Consider the following 21,099-nt stretch of genomic DNA (forward strand, 5'->3'; position numbering starts at 1 on the left):
CTGCGCAGCCGCGTCGGCGCCCTCACCGGGCGGACCGGCACCACGATCGCGGTGGTCGGCCGCCCCGGCGAGCCTGCGGCACTGAGCCTGGACGGCTACTTCGAGGACTACACCGGCATCGCGGGACCGACCTGGCGCAACGAGATCGACGCGGACATCACGATGCAGCTCGGGTCGTACCGGCCGGCGAAGCAGGCGAAGAACGTGCGCTGCCCGGTGCTGATGCAGATCGCCGATTTCGATCGCAGCGCACCCCCGCACTCCGCGGCCGTCGCCGGGTTCGCCGCCCGCGCCGAGGTCCGGCACTATCCGTGCGACCACTTCGGTCTCTACGCCGGTCACCGCGGATTCGACGCTGCGGTCGATCATCAGATCCTGTTCCTCACCCGCCACCTCGGAACCGTCCCGGACGAGGCCGCCGAGGTCGCGGCAGCCGCCCCGGAACCGGCCCGCGGCCGGCACGCCGCCCCCACGACACGAAGGTAGGACGATGGCCGAGACCGTCCAGCAGGTACTGCGCGAGCGCCTCGACGACACCACGGTCGCGCTCGTCCACGGCGACCGCACCTGGACCTGGCAGGAACATCTGGGCGAGGCGTCGGCGCAGGCCGCCGCACTCCTCGCCATCGCCGATCCGGCTCGGCCCGTGCACGTGGGCACCCTGCTCGGCAACACCCCGGACATGCTCACCGCGATCGCCGCGGCAGGCCTGGGCGGGTACGTGCTGTGCGGCATCAACACCACCCGCCGCGGGGACGGTCTCGCCCGGGACATCCGGCGGGCCGATTGTCAGATCGTCGTCACCGACGCCGAACACCGGCCACTGCTCGACGGCCTCGACCTGACCGGCGTGCGGGTGTTCGACACCTCGACACCGGAATGGGCCGAGCTGGTCGCGTCGGCCGGGGACCTGACCCCGCACCGCGAAGCGGCAGTCATGGACACGTTCATGATGATCTTCACGTCCGGCACCAGCGGCGATCCGAAACCCGTGCAGGTCGCGCACCTCACGGTGCTCTTCTCCGGACGCAACCTCGTCGACCGGTTCGCCGTCACCGGCGACGACGTCTGCTACCTGTCCATGCCGCTGTTCCACTCCAACGCGATCGTCGCCGGGTGGAGCGTCGCGATCAACAGCGGCGCCGCGATGGTGCCGGTGTCGTTCTCGGCGTCGCGCTTCCTCGACGACGTCCGCCGTTACGGCGTCACCTACATGAACTACGTGGGCAAGCCTCTCGCCTACGTTCTCGCCACACCCGGAAAACCCGACGATCACGACAATCCGCTGCGGGTGGCGTTCGGCAACGAGGCCACCGACCGCGACATCGCGGAGTTCTCGCGTCGTTTCGACTGCACGGTGTTCGACGGATTCGGGTCGACGGAACTGGCCATCATCATCACGCGCGAACCGGGCACCCCACCCGGGTCGATCGGCCGCGGTCTCGACGGTGTCGCCGTCTACGATTCCGACACCCTCACCGAGTGCGAGCCGGCGGAGTTCGACGAGAACGGCGCATTGATCAACGCGGACAAGGCAATCGGTGAACTCGTCAACACACACGGCGGCGGATTCTTCTCCGGCTACTACAACGATCCGGAGGCCACCGGCGAGCGGATGCGCGGCGGCATGTTCTGGTCGGGCGACCTCGGCTACAAGGATGCGGACGGGTGGATCTATCTGGCCGGACGCACCGCCGACTGGATGCGCGTCGACGGCGAGAACCTCGCCGCCGCCCCGATCGAACGGATCCTGCAACGCCTTCCCGCCCTGAACCGGGTCGCCGTCTACGCGGTGCCCGACGACACCGTCGGCGATCAGGTGATGGCGGCGATGGTCCTGCAGGATGATGCCGACCTCTCCCCCGCCGAATTCGAGCAGTTCCTCGCCGCGCAGTCCGACCTGTCGCCGAAGGCGTGGCCACGCTGGGTGCGCATCGACCGCGACCTGCCGGTCACCGCGACGAACAAGATCCTCAAGCGCGAACTGAAAGCACAGGGCGTCACCGCGGGCGGTGGTGTGCTGTGGCAGCGGAAGAATCGCACGCACTTCGAGGAGGTCGCACTGAGCGCCACGCCCGGAACGCGTGACCGGCACTCGTAGGACGCGACTGCACTGTCCAGATCTCCGCGGTCACCGCAAACCGACCGAAACTGGCACGAGCACCCTCCTCGGCGTACACTGCCGTGACGCGGGTCACACCACACCCGCGGTGGCTGCCCCACGTCTTTCGCGAAACGCAGTCTTTCGCACAACGCATTCGCGGGGGGACCAGAGAAGTAGAGGTGCTGCTCACATGGCGATGGAACCCCTTGCCCGTTGCACTCAGTTCCGCACCAGCGACCTCGAGGTCATCCGCGATGTCGGCGCCCGCCTCCTGGTTCCCCACAAGGTGCAGGCCGTGGGTGCGGTGTCCCCGAATGCACGTATGAACGCCGCCAATCTCGGCCACATCACTCTGGCGTATCTGAAGTACGAATCCCGCATCACGCTGGAAGCACCGACGACCGAGGCGCAGTACTTCTTCACTCTGCCCCTGACGGGAAGGGCGGAAGCGCGGCGCGGCCGGCACGAAACCGCTGTGTCGATACCGAACCACGGCGTGGCCTATCGTGCGGACGACCCCTCGATGATCGCCCTGAACCCCGACTACAGCATGTTCTTCGTGCGCATCGAGCGTCATGCCCTCGAGCGGCAACTCGAAGGTTTGCTGGGCCGCGAGATCAAGGCGCCGCTGTGCTTCGACTTCTGTATGGACCTGTCGACCCCGTCGCTGCACACCTGGGTCGACAGTGTCAGGCTGTTGCAGGCCGAGATGGAACGCGACGCGGAGACGGGGCACCAGCCGCTGCTGGTCGCACGAGTCGAAGAGCTGGTGATGACAGGCCTGTTGGTCGGCCAGCCGCACAACTATTCCGAGCAGCTGCTCAGCACACACGGACCGGCGCGGCCGCGCGTCGTGAAGCAGGCGATCGACCTGCTCGAACAACAGCCGGAAGAACCATGGACGATCTCCGAACTCTCCCGTGCGATCGGGGTCAGCGCCCGGACGCTGCAGTCCGGGTTCCAGCGCTACGTAGGCGTATCCCCGACCACCTATCTGCGTGAAGTCCGCCTTCAGCGTGTGCACGCGGAACTCTGCAACCCGGAGGTGCAGACGTCCGTCTCGGACAGCGCGTTCCGATGGGGCTTCACGCACCTCGGTCGCTTCGCCGCGGCCTATCGCAGCAAGTTCGGCGAGACACCGTCCGAGACTCTGCGCAACAGGGACCCACAGGGCTCCCTGTCGCCGACGTGGTGAAGCCGGCGTCGACGCGGCTTCCGAACTCGTTGCGCAATCCGGCCAGACCCTGCGCCGGGCGGATATTCCTCCACCTGTGATCCACCTAACATTTTCTCCACGCGAGCGGGAACCCGTCGAAACGAAGGCGAGCACGTAGCCGGAATTCCCGTCCGGAGAAGAAGGAGAGGGATCCACATGTCCGTCATCAGCGTCGAGCCCCCCGCAGCCCGTTCGACACACCTCGCATCACCCGCGGCACTCACGGTGAACGAATTCGACAGCGAGGCAATCGAATTCCTTCTCGCAGGCGAGATCGTCGGCGACGACGGCGCCGCGGTGACCGGTGCCGTCGTCGGAGTATGGGGCGTGCTCCTCGACGCCGAACCCGAGGGATCCTTCGAGATCCTGGCGCACGGTTCGCGCGCCGCTACCGATGCGATCGAGATCCACGTCAGCGCACCCGGATACGACCGGTGCACGGTCTCGCTGGTCGTGGACGACACGGCCCCGACCCACAAGGCAGAGGTAGCAATTCGGCCGTCTCGCCTCAGGGACGGCACACTCGTCGTCCTGCACACCTTCGAACTGAATCGGACTCCCGGATAGCGGGAATCGGACCATCACGAATCCGCTGCAGCATCTTTCGCCGCAACGCGGCCTGCACACACCAAGCACGACAGTAAGGGATACGACATGCCACAGCTTGCGCGATCGGAATGGTACGACCTCACGCGGGATATGAACTGGACACTTCGCTACGTCGAGGAAGACCAGGCATGGCCGCAGGTCCAGTCCAACAGTTACGGAATCCCGACGGAGCAGTGGTGGATCTGGGACGAACCGTACAAGATCACCTACCCGGAGTACGTCCACAACCAGGTCGGCAAGGACACCTCCGTCTACGCGGTCAACTCCATCCTGGCCCGCTCCGCGATGTACGAAAACCTCGACCCCGGATGGAAGTCGGCGATCCTGGCGCACTACGGCGCCATCGCGGTTCCCGAATACCTGGCAGGAACCGGTGAGGCCCGCATGGGCCGGTTCGGCCGGTCGGCCGCGTGGCGGAACATGGCCACCTACGGGACGCTCGACGAGACCCGGCACGGCCAGATCCAGACCTTCTTCCCCCACGGACTCCTGTCGAAGGAACCCCGAGCGGACTGGGCGCACAAGGCATTTCACACCAACGAATGGGGTGTGATCGCAGCACGCAGCCTCTTCGACGACATGTTCACCGCCAACGACGCCGTCTCGACCGCGATCCAGCTGACCTTCACCTTCGAGACCGGCTTCACCAACCTGCAGTTCCTCGGCATGGCCGCCGACGCGATGAAGGTCGGTGACGTCGACTTCGCATCGTTGATCTCGTCGATTCAGACGGACGAGGCCCGGCACGCCCAGCAGGGCGAACCGACGATCAAGGTCCTCATCGCCAACGGTCGAGCGGACGTCGCGCAGAAGCTCGTCGACCACATGTTCTGGCGCACCTGGCACATCTTCGCCCTGCTGACCGGCCTGTCGATGGACTACTACACCCCGCTCGAGCACCGCAAGCACTCGTTCAAGGAATTCATGAACGAGATGGTGATCAAGCAGTTCGTGGACCAGTTCCGCGACTTCGGTCTCGAGGTGCCATGGTACTGGGAGAGCCATTTCCTGCAGGAGCTGGACTGGTACCACCACGGTCTGCATCTCGGGGTGTGGGGCTGGCGGCCGACCGTCTGGTGGAATCCCGACGCCGGGGTCTCCCCCGAGGAACGGGATTGGCTCGAGGAGAAGTATCCCGGCTGGAACGACACGTTCGGCAAGGTGTGGGACGCCATCACCGAGAACATCCGCGCCGGCAAACCCGAACTGACCCTGCCGGAAACGTTCCCGATGGTCTGCAACATGTGCCAGATCCCGCTCGTGAACCCGGCCGGCCACCTGGTCGGCAAGCTCGACAGCCCCGAGCCTCTGATCCTGGACACCGACGGCCGGCGCCGGCTCTTCTGCTCGGAACCGTGCAAGTGGGTCTACGAGCAGAACCCGGAACGCTTCGCCGGGCATCTCAATATCATCGACCGCTTCCTGAGCGGAGTCGTCCAGCCACCGACCATCGAGGGCGCTCTGAACTACATGGGTCTGTCGCCGGCAGAACGGGGACAGGACGCCACGGACTACGCCTGGGCATTCGCCGGACAACCCGGCAGCCGGCAGGCCAGCTGAGAGAAAGGATCTCGACATGGCACTGTTTCCCGTGCAAGGGATCTTCGACGGCGACTTCGTCGTTCTGCTCGTCCCGATCGACGACACGGACCCGATGTCGGTCGTCGCCGAGAAGGTGGCGTACCACGCCGCCGGCCGCCGCGTCGCAGCCCAGCCCCGACCCCTGCAGGTCCGGTTCCAGGGCCGGGTACTCGCCGACACCGCCACCGTGACCGATGCGGGAGTGGGCCCGCTCGACGTGCTGCAGGTGGGATACCGATGAGCGCCCCCGAAGTCGGCTGGACCGACGCACTCGAAACCGACGAACTGTGGGAAGGCGACATCCTCGACGTGGAGGTCGAAGGTGAGCAGATCCTGCTGGTCCACCACAACGGCGGCGAGATCCTGGCCTTCCAGGGCATGTGCCCGCACCAGGAAGTGCTGCTCGCCGACGGTGAGTGGAACGACGAAGCAGGCACCCTCGAATGTCCCGGACACAAATGGGAATTCGACATGCGCACCGGGGAAGGACTCAACCCCACCGGCTGCAAGCTCTTCCGCTTCCCCGTCCGTGTCACCGACGAGCAGATCCAGGTCTGTATCCCGAACGACGGCAAACGCCACTACAACCGCGCCAACGAGAGCTAGAAGGCGGAGATGACAGACCTGACACCCAAAATGGTCGGACCGCTCATGCGCGGCCTCGACATGGACCTCGCCGATGCCGTCGCCGACGCGATCATCGCCGACAACCCGGACTCGGACGTTCGAGTGTCCGACGAGGGAGGGTACGTCCGCATCCAGGTACCCGAATACTGCCGGCTCACCCGGCAGAGCCTCGAACTCGAACTCGGACGGGACTTCCCGCTGGTCGAACTCGAACCGGCGCTGAGCGGATTCGCCGGTCGCATGAAGCAGGTCGAAGACGACGAGATCGTCTGGTTTCTGGAAAGGAAAGATTGAGATGGCATCGAACGCGCGAATCAAGGCCAAGCCCAAGACCTGGAGCCTTCTCGGCGACGTGCGCCGCAAGCCGTCACCCTACGAGGTCGTCACCTCCAACTTCCACACCCATTTCCGTCGTGATCCGCAGCCGTTCGAACACCCGGGCATGCCCCTCAACGGCTGGTACCTGCAGCACCGGGAAGGATCACCCTTCCAGGTCGACGACTGGGAGCAGTTCCGCGACCCCTACAAGCTCACCTACAAGGACTACGTCGCCTCACAGGACGAGCGGGAAGTGTTCGTCGACAAACTCATCGACCAGCACGAACACGCGGAGTCGGCTCCGAATCTGAACCCGGAATGGGTCGCAACGCTCGAACGCTTCCTCGTACCACTGCGCTTTCCGCTGCACATCCTGCAGATGACGGGTCTGTACGTCGGCCAGATGGCACCGTCCTCGTTCATCACCAACTGCGCCAACTTCCAGGCCGCGGACGAGATGCGTCGCATCCAACGCCTCGCCTACTGGACGAAGGTTCTGGCGAACGCTCACGAGGACCGGCTCGCGTCCACCGAGGTCGCGCGGACCGCCTGGGAACAGGACCCTCTGTGGCAGCCGCTGCGCGAGGCCCTGGAACGGCTTCTGATCGCCTACGACTGGGGTGAGAGCTTCGCGGCCCTGAACCTCGTGGTCAAGCCGCTGCTCGACACCCTGCTCAACGTGCAGTTCGCCGCGCTCGCCGGGCAGAACGGCGACGAGTTCCTGCGGAGCCTGTTCACCGACTTCGGCGAGGACAGCAAGCGTAGTCAGACCTGGTCGGCCGCCCTCGTCCGATACTCCCTCGAACGCGACCCCCAACTGAAGGACGTGCTCCTCTCCTGGATCGCACAGTGGCAACCGCTCGTGCTCGACGCCGTCGACAGCCTCGGCCGGATGCTCGAGAAGGCACCCCAGCCGATGGCGGCCGTCGACCTGACCGAAGCCGTCACCGCCGCACAACATCGGTACCTGCAGGCATGCGGCCTCCTGGATCCAGCCGAGGACGAACAGTGACATCCGTATTTCGAGTACGAGTGACGCCGGGCGACGCGGAATTCAAGATCCGTGAAGGAGAGAGAATCCTTGCCGCCGCCCGTCGATCCGGAGTCTGGCTGCCTTTCGAATGCGGCTGGGGCGCGTGCGGGACCTGCAAGCTCACGCTCACCGAGGGTGAGATCGATCCGCTGTTCGACACCGCACCGGCGATTCATCCGCGGGACGAGAGGCGGAAACGGATCCTGGCGTGCCAGAGCGCGGCCTGCTCGGACCTCGTCGTCAAGGCGACTTGGACCGACGAGTCCCCGCGCGCTCATCTCGGCACCGGCGACTACACCGCGCAGTTGGAGCAGGTGGACGAACTCGGCCCCGACATCCACCGCTTCCGATTCCGGCTCGATCGGCCGGCCGAGTATCGGGAAGGACAGTTCGCACTCCTCGAACTCGGCCCGGACCTGCGACGCTGCTATTCGATGGCGGCCACGTCCGGAGATCATCAGGTCGAGTTCATCGCCAAGCGCTACGACGGCGGTGCCGGGAGCGAACGGCTCTTCTCCCTGCCGCTGGGTTCGGTTGTCCCGATGGAACTGCCGTACGGCGACATGTGGCTACGACAGGACACGCTGCCCATCGTTCTGATCGCCGGTGGCACAGGGGTTTCGGCGATCCTCGCGCTTGCGCAGCAACTGGCGGCGGCCGACGACCCCCGGCCCGTGCGGGCCTTCTACGGTGCGGGATCCGTCGACGAACTCGTCGGGAGATCGGAACTGGCGCATCTCCTGGCAGGGCTGCCGAACGGTCGCCTGCACGCCACAACATCGACTCCGTGCGCGGACGACTCGACGCCCAGCGGCTATGTCACCGACGCGCTCGCCGCACACGCCGACAGTCTCACCGGGGCGCGCATCTACCTGGCCGGACCACCGCCCATGGTCGATGCGGTCCTGCAGCTGCTGAGCACGAGCGGCCACCCGCTCGACACCATCCACTACGACCGTTTCGGGTGACCCGACTCGGCACCCGGGAGCCGGCGACGTCGTTCGCGGCCCGTCCACCTCCGATCTCAGGGCATAAGCCGATGTCACGGGCATATGATTGGGGCATTCGACCAACCCCGGTTTGATGGACGAGGCAGCCGATGGCGGAGATCGATCCGCAGGCGACGCAGCGGAAGGACCCGCCGCGAATCGTGGCCGAACTGATCGCGGCCGGGTTCGAGGACGTGCACGAAATCGGCCGGGGTGGATTCGGCGTCGTCTACCGGTGTCGGCAGCCCGCGCTCGACCGCACCGTGGCCATCAAGGTGCTGACCTCGGAACCGGACCCCGACAACCTCGAACGCTTCCTGCGTGAGCAGCGTGCGATGGGCCGACTGTCCGGCCACCCGAACATCGTCACCGTCCACGAGGTCGGTGCCACCGCATCCGGTCAGCCGTACATCGTGATGGAGTACCACCGCCGCAACTCGCTCGAAGCCCAACTCCGAGCGCAGGGACCCCTGCGCTGGGAAGACGCCCTCGGGATCGGTGTCAAGATCGCCGGCGCGCTGGAGACCGCACACCGCATGAACATGCTGCACCGGGACGTCAAACCGGCGAACATCCTGCTCACCGACTACGGGGAGCCGCAGCTGACCGACTTCGGGATCGCGCGGATCGCCGGGGCCTTCGAAACCTCCGACGGCGCGATCACGGGATCTCCGGCGTTCACCGCCCCGGAGGTGCTCTCCGGACAACCCCCCACCCGCTCCGCCGACGTGTACGGGCTCGGCGCGACCCTGTTCTGTGTGATCACCGGGCACGCGGCGTACGAGCGGCGCCGCGGCGAATCGGTGGTCGCCCAGTTCCTCCGGATCACCGGCGGTCCGGCGCCGGACCTGCAAGGCGGTATCGACATCCCCGATGACGTCTGCGCTGTGATCGAGCGCGCGATGGACCGGGATGCGACCACACGCATCGGCACGGCAGCCGAACTCGGCGAGCAGTTGCGAACGGTCCAGCAGCGTCACGGGCTGCCGGTGGACGAGCTTGCGGTGCCCGAGATCGGTGATTCAGTCGGCTCCGGCACCACTCGTTTCGGTTCCACCACCGGCTCCGGTTATCGCCGGCGCACCGGTTCGGGGCCGCTGACCCCTCCGGTGCCCGCCACGCGACTGCGTCCTCCGTCCGCAACTCGTCCCCTGGTGGTCCGTGAGCGACTGCTGCAGCTGCTGCGTGCGGGCGGGCAGCGCACGCTGACGGCCATCACCGCTCCACCCGGGTTCGGCAAGACCACCCTGGCCGCACAGTGGTCGCGTGAACTTGCCGGCACCGGCGTCCAGGTGGCCTGGCTGTCCGTCGACAACGACGACAACAAACCCCTGTGGCTCCTGGCGCATCTGGTCGAGTCCCTCCGCCGGGTGCGGCCGGACCTCGCCCAGGACCTCGGCGCGGTTCTCGAGGAGCACGGCGACGGCGCAGCTCAGTACGTGTTCACCACGCTGATCAACGAGCTTCAGCAGTCCGGGGAGCAAGTCGTCCTGATCATCGACGACTGGCACAGAATCTCCGACCCCGCGGGCACCGCTGCGATGGCGTTCCTGTTGGACAACGCCGATCCCGGTCACCTCCGGGTGATCGTGACCAGCCAGGCCCGCACCGGACTGCCCCTCAGCCGCATGCGGCTGCGCGACGAGCTGATCGAGGTGGACGCTGCCGCCCTGCGGTTCGACCAAGCGGAGGTGCGACAGCTGCTGGTCGAGCGGGCCGGACTGCGCCTGACCGACGAGGACGTCGACGCCCTGACCCGCGCGACCGGCGGCTGGGTGGCGGCGCTGCAATTGGTCTCGCTGTCCCTGCGCGACAGCGACGACCCGGCGGACCTCATCCACGGAATCACCGGCAGCCACCATGCGATCGGGGAATACCTCGCCGAGAACGTCCTCGCCACACTCGAACCCCGAATACTCGAATTCCTGCTCGCCACGTGCATTTGCGAATTCGTTTCCGCCGAGCTGGCAACCGCGCTCACCGGCGAGACACGATGCCAGTCGCTGCTCGAGGAGATCGAGGACCGAGGCCTGTTCCTACGCCGAATGGACAAGGAGCGCACTTGGTTTCGCTACCACCACCTGTTCCGGGAGTTCCTGCAGCGCCGGATCGAACGCGAGACACCTGACCGCGTGACGCAACTGCACCACACCGCGGCCCGGTGGTTCGCCGAACACGAGATCATCCGGGACGCGGTGACCCACGCCCAAGCCGCGGGAGATGAGGAGATGGCCGTCGACCTGGTCGAACGGCACGGCACGATCCTGCTCGAACTGTCCCAGGTGGCATCCGCGGAAGCCCTCCTCGACAAGCTGCCCCCGTCCGTACTGACCACCCGTCCGCGTCTGCAGCTGATGGTGGCCTGGACCGCCGTCCTGTCGAACCGCGTGCGACCCGCCGAGCAGGCCGTCGATGCCGTCGAATCACTTCTCGCCACCGCTTCCCTCGCTGCCGAGGAAGCCGAGGACCTGCGCGCCGAGTGCGGGATGGTGCGAGCGGTCATCGAGGTCCGGTGCGACCGCTTCGACGCCGTCGACGAGCTGATCCGCCCCGCAGTGGCCCGGGCCGGCTCGCTGTCCCCCTGGGTGGTGTCCGCGGCCGCGCACCTCGCCGTCATGGCCGCGGTCTACCGGTTCGATTTCGATGCGGCGGAACGGCTCCAGGAGTGGGCCGAGCCGTATCACGCCCGCAGTCACGGGCCGTACATCCAGACGCAGGGCTACTGCTATCTCGGCATCGCCGCACACGAGCGACTCGACATCACCGCCGCCGAGCAGCGGTTCCGGCAGGCCCTGCGGGTTGCCCGAAGCCAGGGCGACGAGCACTCGGTCGCGGTACGGCTCGCGGAGTCGCTGCTCGGCGAGTTGCTGTACGAGCAGGGCCGCCTCGACGATGCCGAACGTCTCCTCGACGAGGCCTACCTCCTCGACTACGGCGGCGGGAGCGTGGAGTTCAAGGCGGCCCGGTACGCGATCGGCGCCCGGGTCAAGGCCCTTCGGGGCGATCGCGCAGCGGCGGCGCAGCGCCTGGAGTCGGGCGCCCGAGCCGCCCAGGCGCTGACGTTGCCCCGGCTGAGGGCCCGGATCGAGGACGAACGTGTGCGGTTGGGCCTGCCCCCGGCCGCGGGTGTGCCGCCGCCCCCACCGATCACCCATGCGCAGCGACGACGGCCCGTCCACGGGGTCGACGCGCTCACCGCCCAACTCGACGAGTCCGTCGCCATCCGGGCACTGCTCGACGAAGGCACCTCGGCGGCAACGGAACTGGCGTGCATCTGGGCACAGGAGTGGGTGGACATGCTCGCCGATGCCGGCCGACCGCGGGCGCTACTGCAGGCTCGCCGACTGCTCGTGGACATCCTCGCCGCGGCCGGACGCACCGGCGAGGCGAAGGGGTTGCTCGCGACGATCACCGCACAGTGCGCCACCCTCGGCATCGTGCGCTACCTGCTCGACGGCGGGCCGCATCTGAGGGCGTTGCTCGAGGATCTGCGCGCGGACCACGAGGCCGGACGGTGGCACGACGACTGGCCCGCGGTGCCCGACCGATTCTGGGACGCGCTGGGTCCGACCGAACCCTGATGCCTTGCGTCACGCGCACATTGCGTCGTCTGCGCGCGATGCGCCTGTAACGCACGTCGGATCCTCTGCGATGACATTTCATCAGCCACGCACAGAGGACGAGACAATGAGAAGGATCCATGTGTGGCTCGCGATGCTCGCACTCATCGCGGGGATCGGACTGATCAGCCCGACCGCGTCCGCCGCAACGCCCTATTGCGGCATCTACTGGGGTTCGCAGGACAAGTCGAACCCGACGATGGTCACCTCACCGGTCACCGCGGTCCGCTCGGGCCGGCACGAGTGTTTCGATCGGATCGTCGTCGACCTCGCCGGGCCCGCGGCCGGCTATCGCGTCGGCTACGTCCCCGCGGTGTACGAGGACGGGTCCGGGTTCTTAGTGCCGCTGCGCGGCGGAGCGTACCTGCAGGTGGTCGTCCTCGCGCCCGCCTACTGGGCACCGGCGAACCGCGGCGAAGTCGTCGACGTCACCGGCTACCGCACCCTGCGGCAGGTCGCGTGGGCCAACAGTTTCGAGGGGCAGACCACGATCGGCGTCGGGGTCCGCGCCCGGCTGCCGTTCCGGGTGTTCACACTCGACGGCCCCAACGGCTCCCGGGTGGTGCTGGACGTCGCACATCAGTGGTAACGCACACCAGGGGTAGTACGGCGAGAACTCGGGACTCTGCCGTACTGCTCCTAGCATTGGTCGTATGGAGGACAGAGAACGGTCCTCGATACCGCTCGGAGATCTGCTCGACTCGAGGCGCCGGCGAACCTACGTCGGCCGCGAGGGTGAGCGCGAACTGGTCCGGGCCAGGCTGGAGTCGACCGATCCGCAATGGTCCGTGCTGTACCTGCACGGTCCCGGAGGGATCGGGAAGACCGCGCTGCTCGAGATGCTGGCGGAGATCGCGGCGGACGCGGGCGCCACGGTCGTCCGGATCGACGGCCGCGACCTCTCCCCTTCCCCCGCGGCTGTACTCGAGGTGCTGAGCGAGGTCGTCGACGTGCCCGACACCGGGGCGATCGCGCGCGGGGAGGAACGACTCTGCCTTCTCGTCGACACCTACGAGGCGCTGGCGCCGATCGACGAGTGGGTGCGGACCCGGTTGCTGCCGCGGCTACCCGCGACGGCGTTCACCGTGATCGCGTCCCGGACACCGCCCAGCCCGGGGTGGCGGGCCGATGCGGCGTGGCGCGAGCTGTTGCGCGTCGTGTCCCTGCGAAACCTCACCCCGAGCGAATGCCGGGAGTTCCTTCTCGAGGTGGGGGTGCCGGCGCGGTTGCACGAGCGGATCTGCCAGGTCACACACGGGCATCCGCTGGCGTTGTCGTTGGTGGCCGACGTGGCATCGCGTGGCGGCGAGGTCGCGGCAGATCCGTTGACCCCCAACCTCATCGGGGTTCTCATGCAACGGTTCATCGATGCGGTGCCGAGTCACCTGCACCGCCGGGCGCTCGAGGTGTGCGCCCTCGCCCGGGTGACCACCGAGTCCCTGCTGCGTGACGTCCTCGAACTCGACGACGCGCACGAGGTGTTCGGGTGGCTGCGGCAGTTGTCGTTCGTCGAGGCAGGCCCGGAGGGGCTGTTCCCGCACGATCTCGCTCGCGACGTCGTGGACGCCGATCTGCGGTGGCGCGACCTCGACTCCTACACAACGGTGTTCAACCGCGTGTGGCGGCACCTGCGTCGCAGGCTGATGTCGTGCAGCGGACGCGAACAGCAGCGGGTGATCTTCGACCTGAAGTTCGTGTTCCGGAATCTGCCCGGGGTCCTCTCCCCGGTGGACTGGGGGTCGTGGGGCCGGCACTACCCGGAGCCCGCACGCGCGGAGGATCGCGAAACGATCGTCGAGATGGTCCGCTCCCACGAGGGCGCGGAGTCGGCAGAGATAGCCGCCACCTGGTTTCGGCGCCAACCGGAAGGGTTCTACCTCGTGCGCCGCTCCGACGGCGGTGCGCGCGGATTCTTCGCGCTGCTCGACCTGAGCCGCGCGTCCGCCGAAGACCTGGCAGCAGATCCCGGTGCCGCAGCCGCCTGGGACTACGCTCACAGGCATTCGCCGCCGAGAAGGGACGAGACGATCACCCAGACCCGGTTCGTCATCGACGACGCCGCCTATCAGGACCCTTCTCCCACCTTGAACGCGATCCCGATCACGACCATGCAGCGGTATCTGTGCACCCCGAGGCTGTCCTGGGACTTCCTCACGCTGGCGGAACCGGACCGGTGGAACGAGTATTTCGCGGTCGCCGACCTCCCGCGGGCCGAAGGCGCCGATTTCGAGGTCGGTGCGCACAGAGTCGGGCTGTTTGCACACGACTTCCGTCGCGTCCCGGTGGATGCCTGGTTCGAGCAGGTTGCCGTTCGCGCATTGTCCGAGAATCCCGCTGCGCCGGGGCAGTCGACGCCGCAACTGCTGGTGCTGTCACACCCCGAGTTCGAACAGGCGGTTCGGCAGGCACTGCACGATTGGCGCCGCCCGGACCTGCTTCGACGGAATCCGTTGATGCGCACCAGGGTCGTATGCGATCACGGCGGCGCGGAACCCGATGTCGCGGAACTGGACTCGTTGCTTCGCGATGCCGTGGACGCCCTGGCCGACGATCCCCGTGCCGACAAACTGGTACGAGCGGTCGACCGGACGTACCTGCGCCCGGCCGCGACCCAGGAGGCCGCCGCCCGGATGCTCGGGTTGCCGTTCAGCACATATCGGCGCCACCTCACGCAGGGGGTTGCACAGATCGTCTCGTGGTTGTGGGATCGCGAAGTCTACGGGCATCAAGAATGAGCACCACCGAGCAGTAATCGGACTGGTGATCGAGCACCGAATCCTCGCACCCTTCTCATGAATGTCGTCATCACATGAGGAGGCTGCCATGACAACCCGGATCGGTCACCGCGCAGTTGTAGTCGGCGCCGGAATGGCCGGCCTGCTCGCGGCCCGGGTGCTGTCCGAGGCGTATGCGCAGGTGATCGTGGTCGATCACGATCACCTTCCCGACAGCGCGGTCCCGCGCCGCTGTGTGCCTCAAGCGCGGCACACCCACGTGCTGATCGAACGCGGTCAACAGGTCCTCGAGGAACTGTTCCCGGGCTTCACCCACGACATGGTCGCGCAGGGCGTGCCCACCCTGGACAATCTGCGCGACGTGCGATGGTGCCTGAACGGGCACCGTTTTCCGCAGCCGGAGAGCGGGATGACCGTCCTCAGCGCCAGCCGACCGTTCCTGGAGGATCGCGTGCGTGCCCGGGTGAGCGAACTACCCGGCGTCACCCTCGTGGACCGCTGCGACGCCGTCGGCCTGACCACGACGTCCGACCGTCGCCGCGTCACCGGTGTCCGTGTGCTTCGGCGGACCGACGGCAGCGCCGAGCAAGTCCTCGACACAGACCTGGTCGTCGACGCGACAGGACGAGGTTCTCGCACCCCGAAATGGTTGTCGGAGATGGGTTTCGAGCCTCCGGACGAGGAGAGGATCCAGGTGGGCCTCGGCTACACGACCCGGATCTATCGTGCCCCGGCCCCAGGGTTGGGTAGCGACCGCGGGATCGTGATCGGTCCGACGCCCGATGCCCCACGGGGCGGCGCCTTGCAGATGCTCGAGGGAAACCGCTTTCTGGTGACGCTGATGGGGATGCTCGGCGACTATCCGCCCACCGATCCGGACGGCTTTCTCGAGTTCGCCCGCACCCTGTCGATCCCGGATCTCGGCGACGTGATCCGGGACGCCGAACCGATCGAGCACCCCCGGTCGTTCCGGTTTCCGGCGAGCGTCCGCCGGCGGTACGAACGCCTGTCACGATGCCCCGCCGGGTTCCTGGTGACCGGCGACGCGCTGTGCAGCTTCAACCCGATCTATGCGCAGGGCATGACGGTGGCGGCCCTCGAAGCGATCGCACTGCGACGTCACCTGCTACGAGGCACCGAACCCCACCCACGGACGTTCTTCCGCGACGTCGCGAATGTGATCGACGTGCCGTGGGACATGTCGGTCGGCGCCGACCTGGCCTACCCGGGTGTGATCGGAACCCGCACCCCGAAGATCCGGATCGCCAACGCCTATATTCCGCGTCTACATGCCGCCGCCGAGCACGATCCCGTACTCGCCACGAGCTTCATCCGCGTCGCCGCCCTGGTCGATCGCCCGGAACGGCTGATGAGCCCGGGCACCGTGCTGCGCGTCGTGCTCCGGCTCGCCCGACCCGCTCGCGGAGAGGTGAAACGACCCGCGGCGATCAGCGCCGCCGCGCGCACAGGACGGTGTCGTGAACGGTGACGGCGCGACCCTCCGGGTCGGTTGCCTCGTGCGGCACCGCCGCGGCCGTGATCACCCGCCAGGAACCCGGTTCGAGCAGCGCGACGAGATCGCCTCCGGTGAAGAACAATTCGGGTCGCGGGGGCCGCGGCATCGTCGTCTGCAGATCGGAGGGGTGATGCCCGACGACGAGCAGCGTTCCGCCGGGCGCGACAGCGGAGGCGAGCCGCCGGTACAGCTCGTCGCGCGGGCCGGCGGGCAGGTGCAGGTACTGCGCGGTGACCAGGTCGAACCCGTCGTCGCCGGGATCCCAGTCGGTCATGTCCTGGTGCCGCCAGATGATCCGCTCGCGGATCGCGGCGGGTTCGGCGGCTGCATGTCCGGCCGCACGCTCGAGGGCGACCGAGGAGATGTCCACGGCCGTGACGGTCCAGCCGCGTCGCGCGAGCCAGATCGCGTCGGCGCCTTCACCGCTGCCGACGTCGAGTGCGGTGCCGGGAGCAAGCTCGGCGACCTCCGCGACGAGGTGCCGGTTGGCGGCGCCGCTCCAGAGGGCGGTGCGGGAGCGGTAGCGTTCGTCCCACAACTCTTCGTCGGTGCGATCCTGCACGATCGGGTCCTTCCTCTCGACGGCCTCGCCCAATATACCCGGCAGGGTATACCGTCCATTCCGGTTCCGATCTCGGTACATTCGACGGGATCGGATTCGCACCACGGCTGAGGCGGGGGCGCCATGCGACAACCGGACAACGAGACGGTGGGCCGGATCTTCGACACGCTGTCGCGACGGTACGACACACAGATCGACTGGTGGGAACGCCGCATCATGGGTCGGCCCCGGCAGTGGGCGGTCCCGCGCGCCGAGGGTCGCGTGCTCGAGCTCGCCGTGGGCACCGGATTGAACCTGCCGCTGTACGGCCCGCAGGTCACGAGCGTCCTCGGCATCGATCTGTCCGACAAGATGCTCGACATCGCCCGCACCCGCATCGCCGATCTGCAGTTGAACCACGCGACCGTGCGCCGCGGTGACGTTCAGGCGCTCGACCTGCCGGACGACAGCATCGACACGGTGGTCTCGACGCTGACGTTCTGCACCATCCCGGATCCGTTGCAGGCGAGCCGCGAAGCGTTCCGGGTGCTGGTGCCCGGTGGCCGCATCGTCCTCGCCGAGCACGGGCCGGCTACCAACCGGGTGGCTGCGACGCTCATGCGGATGGTCGAACCGCTCACGGTCCGGTTCGGCGCCGATCACCTCACCCGTGATCCGGTCCCCTATCTCGAGGACGCGGGGTTCGTCGTCGACGAGGTGCACCGGGTCGGTGCCATGGGTGTGGGGTTCCGGGTGGTCGCGCACAAACCGGCGGACCGCCGGTCGGGGCGGGCGCGGTCCTCTACGGTTGACTGATGGCGGAGCGTGGTGCACGTCCGAAGGTTCCGAAGGCGCGGAGACGGCTGCTGCAGGCTGTGCGGCATCTGTTCACCCCGTTGCGCCCGGACGACTACCTGGAGTTGATCAACCCGCTGTGGACCACGCGGGAATTGCGTGGACGCGTCGAGCGGATCGAACCGGCCGGCGAGTCCGCGGCCACGATCGTGATCCGGCCCGCGCACGAATGGCCCGGGCACCGAGCCGGACAGTACGTTCGTCTCGGTGTGGTCATCGACGGCGTCTACCACTGGCGCGCATATTCGTTGACGTCCGATCCCCACGCCGACGACGGTCTGATCAGCGTGACCCCGAAACTGGTTCCCACCGGCACGGTCTCGCCGTTCCTGGTCCGTGGGATCACCCCCGGCGACATCGTCCGGCTCGGCGAGGTCGAGGGCGTGTTCACGTTGCCCGACCCGATCCCGGACCGGATGCTGTTCGTCAGTGCAGGCAGCGGCATCACCCCGATCGTGAGCATGTTGCGTCATCTCGACCACCTGGACGCCCTCGACGACGTGGTGGCCGTGCATTCGGATCGGACCGCCGGGCAGATCATGTTCGACTCCACCTTGCGCGAGTTGGATCGCCGTCGGGAAGGCTTCCACCTGCACGTGCGGCTGACCGAGACGGAGGGCCGCATGCAGCCTGCCGAACTGGACGCACTGTGCCCGGATTGGCGGGAGCGTGAGGCGTTCGTCTCCGGTCCCGGAGAGATGCTCGACGCGCTGGTGGAGCACTGGAACACCCACGGCGACCCCGCGAAGCTGCACCTCGAACGCTTCCAGCCCATCATCGGCGGCTCCGCAACCGCCGGTGCGGGCGGAACCGTCCGTTTCCTGGAAAGCGGGATTGAAGCCGACTGCGACGGGGGTACCCCGATCCTGGTGGCCGGTGAGCAAGCCGGAGCCGAGTTGCCTTACGGGTGCCGGATCGGGATCTGCCATACCTGCACCGGGACATTGAAATCGGGACGGTTGCGGGATCTGCGCACCGGGGAGGTTGCCGATTTCACCGGTCAGGTGGTGCGAACCTGCATCAACACCGCGGAGGGCGACGTCGAGATCGAGCTGTGAACGAAGGGAACTCCGAGGTGAGTATCGACGTGGAAAGCCCTCTCGCGCATCTGAGCAAGGAAACCGTCGAGGCGTTGGCCGAGGAGTTCGACGCCATCCACGACGAGGTCTACGCGGACCTCGGCGAGCGGGACCGCCGCTACATCAAAGCGGTGATCGCCGCCCAGCGGCAGTTGGCCGTGGCGGGGCGGGTGCTGTTGCTGGGTTCGGCCGCGAAACCCGCATGGTGGGCGGGCACAGCGTGTCTGGGGATGGCGAAGATCCTCGAGAACATGGAGATCGGCCACAACGTCATGCACGGCCAATGGGACTGGATGAACGACCCCGCCATCCACTCCTCGTCGTGGGACTGGGACACCGCGTCGACCGCGAAGGCGTGGAAGCACTCGCACAACTACATCCACCACACCTTCACCAACATCCGCGGCAAGGACAAGGACCTGGGCTACGAGATCATGCGGATCGACCCGCATCAGAAATGGCATCCGGTCTATCTGGCCCAGCCCTTCTACAACGTGTTGCTCATGGCCTTCTTCGAATGGGGGGTCGCGCTGCACGACATGGACCTCGAGGCCGTGCGCGCCGGCGAGAAATCCTGGCCCGAGGTCTGGGAGGATCTCAAAGGGATCGCGGGCAAGGCCCGGGCCCAGATCGTCAAGGACTACGTCGGCTGGCCGTTGATCAGCGCCGGCGCATTCGGCCTGGCCCAGCTCGCCTTCCGCGGCCGGCTCGGCCAACCGGAGACCTCTCGTCTCGGACGGCTGCTGCGGTCCCTCCGGCCGACCGGACGAGGGTCCGGTGTCGCCGACATCCTCGATCGCACGGTCCCGGGCGTCGAGCGCACGTTCCTGGCCACGCTGGTGGCGAACGCTACCGCGAACATCGTCCGCAACGTGTGGGCACACGGCATCATCTTCTGCGGCCACTTCCCGGACCAGACCTACACGTTCAGTCCTCGCGAGGTCGAGAACGAGACCCGCGGCGGCTGGTACGTGCGCCAGCTCGTCGGTGCGGCGAACATCGAGGGCAGCCCGCTGTTCCACATCATCAGCGGAAACCTCGGATACCAGGTCGAGCACCACCTGTACCCGGACATGCCGAGCAGCCGCTACGCGGAGATCGCACCCAAGGTGCGGGAGATCTGCCAACGGTACGAACTGCCGTACAACTCCGGAGGGCTGGTGAAGCAGTGGTCCATGGTGCACCGAACCATCCTGCGGCTCGCGTTCCCGGGCGGAGCACCGCGCCCGAAGCCGGGTCCGTACCGAGGTGAGCTCGACCCGGACGGGGCAACGGGCCCGAGCGAGGCGGCGCGGTTCCGGCAGCGGGTCCCGGCCGGCAGCGCGGCCGCGGGCCCCGAACACGACAGCGGGGGCGTGGACGTCTCCCTACCCCCACGCGGACAGGACTAGCCACCGGGGCGATCGGTGGGCCGACGTCACCCGCGCGGCCGAAGAAGTGGGTCGACGGCCTCCGGCAGCAGCCCGCATGCGGCCAGCCACTCCTGCGCACCGGCTCCGAAGTCCTCCGGATCGAGCGCACCGCTTCCGGCCGGGATACTCCCGAGCAGGGGTACACCGGTGACGTCGGGCAGATCCTCGAGGTTGCACTGCTGCGCGAGATCCGGTGTGGCCGGCCATGATCCGATCACCGTGCCGACGCACCGCACACCGGCCGACCGCAGGGCCGCGACCGTCAGGGCGCTGTGGTTGAGGGTACCCAGACCGGCCGCCGCCACGACCAGTGCCGGCGCGTCCAGTGCCGCCGCGACATCGGCGAGCGTGAAGCCGTCGGCGCCGATCCGGACCAGCACTCCCCCGGCGCCTTCGACGAGTGTCAGGTCGTGGGTCGCGTCGAGCGCCCGTACCGCGGCGACGACGTCGAGCAGGTTCAGCAGCGGTCGTCCGCTGCGTCGGGCCGCGGTGTCCGGCGCGAGAGGTTCGGGATAGCGGGCCAGTTCGAGGGTGTCGATGCCGAGACCGGCGAGTCTCGTGACCTCGGCGAGGTCGCCGGGTTCGCCGTCGGCGACGCCGGTCTGCGCGGGTTTGCACACCGCGACCCGTAGACCTGCCGCCGCCGCGACCGCGGCGACGGCCGCCGTCGTCACGGTCTTGCCGACGTCGGTGGAGGTGCCCGTGATGCAGAGAACGCTCACACGCGTGCCTCCGCGAGGACGTCGCCGAGCACCGACTCGATCATGGCGAGATCGTCGGCGTCCAGGTTCGCGCGGGCGGTCAGGCGCAGCCGGGACGTGCCCGCGGGAACGGACGGAGGCCGGAAACACCCGACGTGCAGGC

Annotated in this window: 18 protein-coding genes and 2 pseudogenes; 17 read left to right on the plus strand and 3 right to left on the minus strand. The window is 67.6% G+C overall.

Annotated elements, in window-relative coordinates:
• The 14 genes and pseudogenes from ACN675_RS20940 to ACN675_RS21005 all read left to right on the plus strand — a co-directional run.
• Window positions 1-486, plus strand: a pseudogene (locus ACN675_RS20940) (alpha/beta hydrolase); the annotation flags it as partial.
• 4 nt (window positions 487-490) lie between these two features.
• Window positions 491-2,101 (plus strand): fatty-acid--CoA ligase FadD1, encoded by a 1,611-nt coding sequence (gene fadD1, locus ACN675_RS20945; protein WP_420752673.1) that lies wholly within the window; start codon window positions 491-493, stop codon window positions 2,099-2,101.
• Window positions 2,102-2,294: 193 nt separating this feature from the next.
• On the plus strand, window positions 2,295-3,299 hold the full coding sequence (locus ACN675_RS20950; protein WP_420752674.1) for an AraC family transcriptional regulator: 1,005 nt from the start codon (window positions 2,295-2,297) through the stop codon (window positions 3,297-3,299).
• 177 nt (window positions 3,300-3,476) lie between these two features.
• A complete protein-coding gene (locus tag ACN675_RS20955) occupies window positions 3,477-3,887 on the plus strand; it encodes a hypothetical protein (protein WP_420752675.1) in 411 nt (136 codons plus the stop codon).
• A 132-nt stretch (window positions 3,888-4,019) separates the two neighbouring features.
• Window positions 4,020-5,489 (plus strand): aromatic/alkene/methane monooxygenase hydroxylase/oxygenase subunit alpha, encoded by a 1,470-nt coding sequence (locus tag ACN675_RS20960; RefSeq protein ID WP_420752676.1) that lies wholly within the window; start codon window positions 4,020-4,022, stop codon window positions 5,487-5,489.
• Between the two features lie 16 nt (window positions 5,490-5,505).
• Window positions 5,506-5,751 (plus strand): toluene-4-monooxygenase system B family protein, encoded by a 246-nt coding sequence (locus ACN675_RS20965; protein WP_231611075.1) that lies wholly within the window; start codon window positions 5,506-5,508, stop codon window positions 5,749-5,751.
• The gene (locus tag ACN675_RS20970; RefSeq protein WP_420752677.1) at window positions 5,748-6,116 is read left to right on the plus strand and encodes a Rieske 2Fe-2S domain-containing protein; all 369 of its coding nucleotides are present in this window, start codon (window positions 5,748-5,750) and stop codon (window positions 6,114-6,116) included. The genes ACN675_RS20965 and ACN675_RS20970 overlap by 4 nt, the downstream gene beginning before the upstream one ends.
• A gap of 9 nt (window positions 6,117-6,125) precedes the next feature.
• Entirely contained in the window at window positions 6,126-6,431 is a 306-nt protein-coding gene (locus ACN675_RS20975; RefSeq protein ID WP_420752678.1) for an MmoB/DmpM family protein, read from the plus strand.
• Between the two features lies 1 nt (window position 6,432).
• Entirely contained in the window at window positions 6,433-7,467 is a 1,035-nt protein-coding gene (locus tag ACN675_RS20980; RefSeq protein WP_420752679.1) for an aromatic/alkene monooxygenase hydroxylase subunit beta, read from the plus strand.
• Window positions 7,464-8,456 (plus strand): 2Fe-2S iron-sulfur cluster-binding protein, encoded by a 993-nt coding sequence (locus ACN675_RS20985; protein ID WP_420752680.1) that lies wholly within the window; start codon window positions 7,464-7,466, stop codon window positions 8,454-8,456. The genes ACN675_RS20980 and ACN675_RS20985 overlap by 4 nt, the downstream gene beginning before the upstream one ends.
• Window positions 8,457-8,587: 131 nt before the next feature.
• Entirely contained in the window at window positions 8,588-12,058 is a 3,471-nt protein-coding gene (locus ACN675_RS20990) for a protein kinase domain-containing protein (protein ID WP_420752681.1), read from the plus strand.
• A 106-nt stretch (window positions 12,059-12,164) separates the two neighbouring features.
• Entirely contained in the window at window positions 12,165-12,686 is a 522-nt protein-coding gene (locus ACN675_RS20995; protein WP_420752682.1) for an AMIN-like domain-containing (lipo)protein, read from the plus strand.
• Window positions 12,687-12,750: 64 nt separating this feature from the next.
• Window positions 12,751-14,832 carry an AAA family ATPase gene (locus tag ACN675_RS21000; protein WP_420752683.1) on the plus strand — a complete coding sequence of 694 codons (2,082 nt, stop codon included), beginning with the start codon at window positions 12,751-12,753 and terminating at the stop codon, window positions 14,830-14,832.
• Window positions 14,833-14,920: 88 nt separating this feature from the next.
• Window positions 14,921-16,321 (plus strand): FAD-dependent oxidoreductase, encoded by a 1,401-nt coding sequence (locus ACN675_RS21005; protein ID WP_420752684.1) that lies wholly within the window; start codon window positions 14,921-14,923, stop codon window positions 16,319-16,321.
• On the opposite strand, the gene ACN675_RS21010 is transcribed toward ACN675_RS21005, so the two are convergent.
• Complete coding sequence (locus ACN675_RS21010; protein WP_420752685.1) at window positions 16,281-16,910, minus strand: class I SAM-dependent methyltransferase; 630 nt, start codon at window positions 16,908-16,910, stop codon at window positions 16,281-16,283. The two genes, ACN675_RS21005 and ACN675_RS21010, sit on opposite strands and share 41 nt — an antisense overlap.
• A 123-nt stretch (window positions 16,911-17,033) precedes the next feature.
• On the opposite strand from ACN675_RS21010, the gene ACN675_RS21015 reads away from it, so the two are divergent.
• The 3 genes from ACN675_RS21015 to ACN675_RS21025 are packed head-to-tail and all read left to right on the plus strand — an operon-like array spanning window position 17,034 to window position 20,214.
• The gene (locus ACN675_RS21015) at window positions 17,034-17,705 is read left to right on the plus strand and encodes a class I SAM-dependent methyltransferase (RefSeq protein ID WP_420752686.1); all 672 of its coding nucleotides are present in this window, start codon (window positions 17,034-17,036) and stop codon (window positions 17,703-17,705) included.
• A complete protein-coding gene (locus ACN675_RS21020; protein ID WP_420752687.1) occupies window positions 17,705-18,802 on the plus strand; it encodes a ferredoxin reductase in 1,098 nt (365 codons plus the stop codon). Before ACN675_RS21015 ends, ACN675_RS21020 begins: the two co-directional genes overlap by 1 nt.
• Before the next feature lie 17 nt (window positions 18,803-18,819).
• Window positions 18,820-20,214: a fatty acid desaturase gene (locus ACN675_RS21025; protein ID WP_420752688.1), complete on the plus strand. Its 1,395-nt coding sequence runs from the start codon at window positions 18,820-18,822 to the stop codon at window positions 20,212-20,214.
• Window positions 20,215-20,240: 26 nt separating this feature from the next.
• Here the strand turns inward: ACN675_RS21025 and bioD are convergent, their stop codons facing one another.
• Window positions 20,241-20,957: a dethiobiotin synthase gene (gene bioD / locus ACN675_RS21030; protein WP_420752689.1), complete on the minus strand. Its 717-nt coding sequence runs from the start codon at window positions 20,955-20,957 to the stop codon at window positions 20,241-20,243.
• Window positions 20,954-21,099: pseudogene (locus tag ACN675_RS21035) on the minus strand (8-amino-7-oxononanoate synthase); the annotation flags it as partial. The gene bioD and the pseudogene ACN675_RS21035, both read right to left, overlap by 4 nt.

It is taken from the genome of Rhodococcus sp. O3 (assembly GCF_048897285.1).
GTDB lineage: Bacteria > Actinomycetota > Actinomycetes > Mycobacteriales > Mycobacteriaceae > Rhodococcus.